General features: G+C 35.1%; 5 protein-coding genes. 4 read left to right on the forward strand and 1 reads right to left on the reverse strand.

The genetic code is table 11. The features are described from left to right. The first annotated feature begins 228 nt into the window (after positions 1 to 228). The 3 genes from V7183_RS02060 to V7183_RS02070 all read left to right on the forward strand — a co-directional run bounded on the left by V7183_RS02060 (position 229) and on the right by V7183_RS02070 (position 3,998). A complete protein-coding gene (locus V7183_RS02060; protein ID WP_335358549.1) occupies positions 229 to 1,611 on the forward strand; it encodes an amino acid permease in 1,383 nt (460 codons plus the stop codon). 459 nt (positions 1,612 to 2,070) lie between these two features. Beyond that, on the forward strand, positions 2,071 to 3,561 hold the full coding sequence (locus V7183_RS02065; protein ID WP_335358550.1) for an FTR1 family iron permease: 1,491 nt from the start codon (positions 2,071 to 2,073) through the stop codon (positions 3,559 to 3,561). 14 nt (positions 3,562 to 3,575) lie between these two features. Next, complete coding sequence (locus V7183_RS02070; RefSeq protein ID WP_335358551.1) at positions 3,576 to 3,998, forward strand: hypothetical protein; 423 nt, start codon at positions 3,576 to 3,578, stop codon at positions 3,996 to 3,998. 155 nt (positions 3,999 to 4,153) lie between these two features. Here V7183_RS02070 and V7183_RS02075 read toward each other — a convergent pair whose 3' ends face one another. Continuing rightward, positions 4,154 to 5,071, reverse strand: coding sequence for a cation diffusion facilitator family transporter (locus V7183_RS02075; RefSeq protein WP_335358552.1), 918 nt, complete (start codon positions 5,069 to 5,071; stop codon positions 4,154 to 4,156). Between the two features lie 513 nt (positions 5,072 to 5,584). Here V7183_RS02075 and V7183_RS02080 point away from each other — a divergent pair. After that, positions 5,585 to 5,809, forward strand: a complete 225-nt coding sequence (locus V7183_RS02080) for a DUF1294 domain-containing protein (RefSeq protein ID WP_097897502.1) — start codon at positions 5,585 to 5,587, stop codon at positions 5,807 to 5,809. Positions 5,810 to 5,913: the final 104 nt, after the last annotated feature.

Genomic DNA, 5,913 nt, shown 5'->3' on the forward strand with positions numbered 1-5,913 from the left:
ATGTGAAAGAATACCCAATATGTAAGTTTTATTTATAATTATAATTTTCTGTATTTTTTAAAAAATATGTAGTTTAGAGATAAATGAAATTTATCGCTATTGAAAAATAATAATTGTAAATGTATTTTATTATGTGAAATTATGGGTATTTTTAGCATGATAAGCCCTTTAAAAAGGAATAGAGGGTGTGCATAGTAAGGGATTATATTGAAAATGGGGTTTCTACTAATGAGTCTACTAATGAAAAAAGAAATGAATGAAGAAAAGAAAAAAGTATTGAATCAAACGTTAGGAGCATTCGATTTAACTCTTTTAGGGATTGGAGCAATTATTGGGACTGGTATTTTTGTATTAACAGGTATTGTGGCAGCTAAACATGCTGGACCTGCAATTGTATTATCTTTTGTATTGGCCGCAATTGTTTGTGCGTGTGTAGCACTTTGCTATGCTGAATTTGCCTCTACTGTCCCAGTATCTGGTAGTGTATATTCTTATACGTATATCACATTAGGAGAAATTTTTGCTTTTATAGTCGGTTGGTGTGTAATGTTAGAGTATTTATTAGCAACATCTGCAGTAGCCGCTGGGTGGTCTGCTTACTTCCAATCACTACTTCTAGGATTTCATATTAAAATCCCTGCTCTTTTTGCCTCTGCACCGGGTATGGGGAAAGGTGGAATCATTGATCTACCAGCAGTTTTTATTATTTTAATTGTTACATTTTTATTGAGTCGTGGTACGAAAGAGAGTGCTCGTATTAACAACATAATGGTCATTATTAAACTTGCTGTTATTTTAGGGTTTATTATTGTAGGTGGACAGTATGTAAAACCAGATAATTGGCAGCCATTTCTTCCATTTGGATTTCACGGCGTTATTGGAGGAGCGGCTACTGTATTTTTTGCCTTTTTAGGTTTTGATGCAGTTGCTACAGCTGCTGAAGAAGTTAAGCGCCCGCAACGTAATGTTCCAATAGGTCTTCTTGTATCGCTGTGTATTTGTACAATTCTGTATATTGGTGTTTCATTTGTTTTAACTGGAATGGTACCATTTACTGAACTGAATGTAGCTGACCCAGTCGCATATGCACTACGTGTTGTTGGAGAGGATAAAATTGCTGGCTTGTTATCAGTAGGAGCGATTGCCGGTTTAACTACAGTTCTGTTAGTAGCGATGTTTGCTTTTGTACGAGTATCTTATTCCATGAGTCGTGATGGATTACTTCCAAAGAAGCTTTCAAGTGTGCATAAACGTTTTCAAACGCCGTTCTTTAATACGTGGATTGCAGGGGGGATTGCTGCAATTTTAGCAGGGTTTGTAGATCTAAACCTATTAGCGAATTTAGTGAACATGGGAACGATAACAGCTTTTATATTTGTATCTATTTCGGTAATTGTACTGCGAAAAACAAAGCCGAATATTGCAAGGCCATTCCGTGCACCATTGGTTCCCTTTTTACCTATAGTGTCAATAATAAGTTGTATGTATTTAGCTTTTAATCTTTCCCAAGTAACTTTAATTAGCTTTGGTGTTTGGATAATGGTAGGTATTTTGATTTATTTTGTATATGCTAGAAAACATAGTAATGTAAGAAAAGGGAACAATGCATAAAATGAAATTTCAGTGCAAGATAAGGATTTGAAATAATAGCTGTAGGATGGAAAGATGACTTGTTTACAAGTAATTCTTTATCGTCTACGGCTATTTTTATGTGTGAATATATAAATACAGGTTGAAAAATCAACCTAAAAACCCCTTTCTTTTTAGGTGGACGAGAGCATCTGGCCATGCATAGAAGCGGCCAGGAACATGCAAGGGGAGAAAGCGAGTGCAGGTCATGCTTTATTCTGCTCATCATACTTATAAAGTGACTAGGAAAATTACATATACGTTGCCAATGAGGTAATTCCATATTAATTTATGGTAAATTCTCACAACTAATAATTGTTTATTGACATCTAAAATGTAAAGACCTATACTTTTGTTAGTGATTTAAATGATAATGATTTTCAATATTAGTTAAGTTACATTTAATGGGAAGTTGCTGATATATAGAAATGAGGGGTTAGAATGAGGTGGAAAGTACATACCTTTTTACTAGTTATGTTATTAGGTTTCATAAGTTTTCCATTCCGTGGGTTTGCTGCAACAGCGGCAGATGATTTAGGAAAAGCAAATAAATCTGTTATACAAGCGCTTCAGCTTGTACAAGAAGGGGATATAAATGGAGCTTCCAAACAATATGAAGCTTTTAGGTCCACATGGCTTTCCATTGAGGAGGGAATCAAAAAACAATCTTCACAAGCGTATCGCGATATTGAAGATGTAATGGGGCAGGTGCAATTTGCGTTTGCTCAACAACCAGCAAATAAAGAAAAAGTAGAGACAGCACTTCAAAAATTAAAGAACGTAGATGATAAATTTATTACCGGTAAATTCTCTACTACATCTACTCAAAAAAACGAGGGAGATACAAAAAAAGCGGATATAGCCAGCTTGATTGCTCTTTTAGATGATTCGCTTTCCAAAATCGACAATCATGATATTGAAGGAGCGAAAAAGGATATTGAGACATTCCGCTCCTCATGGTTGGATGTAGAAGGCGTAGTGTTGACGCAGTCCTCCAAAATATATGGAGATGCTGAGCGTGACATGGTTACTTCGTATGCGATGCTTTCTTCAGATTCTCCTGATATAACAGGGGCTAAAAAAACAATCAAAGAAATGCGGAATTACTTAGCGCCGCTTGTTGAGAAAACGAGCTATAACATGTTAGATGCGACTACTATTCTGTTACGAGAAGGATTAGAAGGGTTATTGGTCGTTGTAGCGTTGCTCGGTTTCTTGAAAAAGGCTGGTCATGAAGAAAAGAGCAAATGGATTTGGATTGGTGTTGGAGCAGGGCTTGGCGTAAGTATCATTCTTGGTGTGATTGTGAATATGCTCTTCTCCGCAGGGGCATTTGGGAATAATAACTTTCTCATTGCTGGATGGACGGGGATATTTGCTGCGGTGATGCTCATGTATATGAGTTATTGGCTTCATAGTAAATCCAGTATTGCAGAGTGGCAACGGTATATTCGTACCCAAAGTACAAAAGCATTGGATACGGGAAGTTTGTGGTCATTAGCGATCTTGTCATTCCTTGCGGTATTTCGTGAAGGAACAGAAACCGTATTATTTTTCATTGGTATGGCATCTTCTATTAAGATATCGAGCCTGCTAATAGGCATTGCGATTGGAATCTTTGTACTTATCATCCTATCGTATTTAATTTTAAAGGTAGGCTTGAAAATTCCGATGCGTCCATTCTTCTTAGTTTCAAGTATTCTTATGTTTTACTTGTGTTTTAAATTCACAGGAATGGGTATTCATGGCTTGCAACTTGCTGGATTATTGCCAGCTACGCACCTTTCAATCCCAACTATAGACTTTTTCGCGATTTATCCATCATGGGAAAGTACAATCCCACAAGTAATTCTTCTTGTTGTCGCAGTAATACTTGCAATATGGAATAAGAAAAAAGATACAAAATTAGAACAACAACAAAAACAGGCATAATAGGAGGAAACAATATGAAATCTCGTAAACTAATTTTTCCAGTTATAGTAGCAACTTCCCTAGCATTGGGTGCTTGCGGAGCGACAGGAGAAAAGAAAGCTGAAAGTACGAAAACTACGGAGCAGGCGTCTGAGAAAAAAACAGTCTCCATTGCTGATGGGGCAGCTAGCATGAAACAAACAGTGAGCGATTTGAAAGCTCAATTACAGGCAAATAATGCTGCTAAAGTAAAAGACGATGCAGAACAATTAGAGAAAACATGGCAAACGTTTGAAGATACAGTAAAAGAAAAGAATGCGGATTTATATGAAAAATTAGAAACACCGCTTCATACAATCGAAGCAGGTGCAAAGGTTGAACCGCTTGACGTACAAACCTTAAATAAAGCAGCAGAAGATTTAGATACTGTGTTAACCGAAGTAGGGAATTTAAAATAAGAGTAAAAAAGAAAGCATCTTATCGAATAAGGTGCTTTCTTTTTTGGCTTAATAATATACAAAAATAAATTCTATAAATTAATTTGTTTCTGCTGCCAAGATGATTTCTATCGTTATTTATTTAATCTCATAAGTTATTTTCTGATTTCTTGTTTTTATAATTTAAAACTCTTATAAACTAATTTTTCTTCATACCATGGATTTAAATGAATGAGTACCTCATATACTCCTGAATCCTGTTTCATAATCGTTGTTTTTATTTCTCTACAAATATCGTGTCCTTGCTGGATACTTAAATGTGCAGGGACACTAATCCTAACATCAACTAAAATATAGTGACCGTGGTCGCGAGCTCGTATTCTATCAATTCTTTTCACAAATGGATGTGCTTGAATTATTTTCTTATATTCACCACGTTTTTCAGTAGGAAGACCACCTTCCATTAATATATATACAGCTTCTTTCCCCATACCGAATGCAAGCTTTAAGACAAAAAAGGAAACAATGATTCCAGCTAATGGGTCACCATAAGCTGCATATGGGATTGGATATATATTGTTTAGTAAAGCGATCCCAATTCCAATTACAGCCGCAATAGAAGCATAAACATCAGCGAGATGGTCGTAAGCGGTTGCGATAAGACCTTTACTATTTACTTGTCGACCAATTCGGATTGTATATACATATAAAATTTGTTTCCAGACTAAAGAAACAATAGCTGCTATAAAAGCAATCATGTGGGGTTCCGTTGCTGGATGAAATAATGCTTTTATTGATTCATAAGACATAAATAAAGCTGCGAGAATTAAAATAATAGCTACAATTCCTGAGGAGATGACTTCAGCTTTTCCATGACCATACGGATGGTCCTCATCAGCAGGTCGGTTTGAAATTTTCATTGACCCTAAAGATGCTACAGATGCTACCACATCAGCAGCATTATGAATACCATCAGCTAATAACACCTGACTCTTGAAAAGGAACCCAACTATAATTTTAATAAAAGTTAAAAGTACATTACTTATTACACTAACCCATGCTGCTAACAAAGATGATTTACGGTTTTCATTCATGTCTGTATGCTCCTTTCTTATATTGTTTTTATGTTTTGTTCATAAAATATAATCAGCAGATTACAGTTTAAATCACCGATCCATTGTCAAGATATTCTTTAGAAAAACACAATACATTTCAGCGCATTTAAAGTCCTTTCATACATTACCAAATAATAAGTGGGTGGGTCTATACAAACATTTTTGCCTAACAATATACATTTAGATTACGACTTACTTTGTTTCTTATATCCTCATTTTTTTGCCTAATACAAAAAATCATGATATCAAATTGTTATGATTTTTCTCATATGATTTAACGAGTATTTTCATTTTTTATGTACAGCTTGCTTGTACGATTTCCGGCTATGTTGTGATGACACAGTTGTATCTAGTGGTTTAGGAAATGTAATTATGTAAGTCAGTGATAGGGATTAAATTTGATATAGAGATTGTTTCATTTTGCGCAATATTTACCCATCTCAAAAGTGAGGTGAAAATTAATAATGCTCATAAAATGTATATATATTGTGTATGAGTATCATTGCTTTTTCGATGATAGGAATTGATAAACGTAAAGCAGTGAAAAAGCAATGGTGTACTCCAGAGAGTACATTATTTTTAGTGTCGGTGGCTGGAGGAGCGATAGGGGCGTGGATTGGAATGTATGTTTTTCACCATAAAATTCATAAAAATAAGTTTAAAATTGGTGTACCGATTCTTGTTGTTATGACCTCATATGCTTTATGGGTGATTTAGGTCTATTTGCTTAATTAGGCGCTATATTCTTTAGCTAGAGTTAATGTTACGAATTAGGTTTCTATGTATACATCAATTAAAAAAACGACATAAAACCCCTCTTT

Source organism: Bacillus sp. JJ1127 (assembly GCF_036965845.1).
Classification (GTDB): Bacteria; Bacillota; Bacilli; order Bacillales; family Bacillaceae_G; genus Bacillus_A.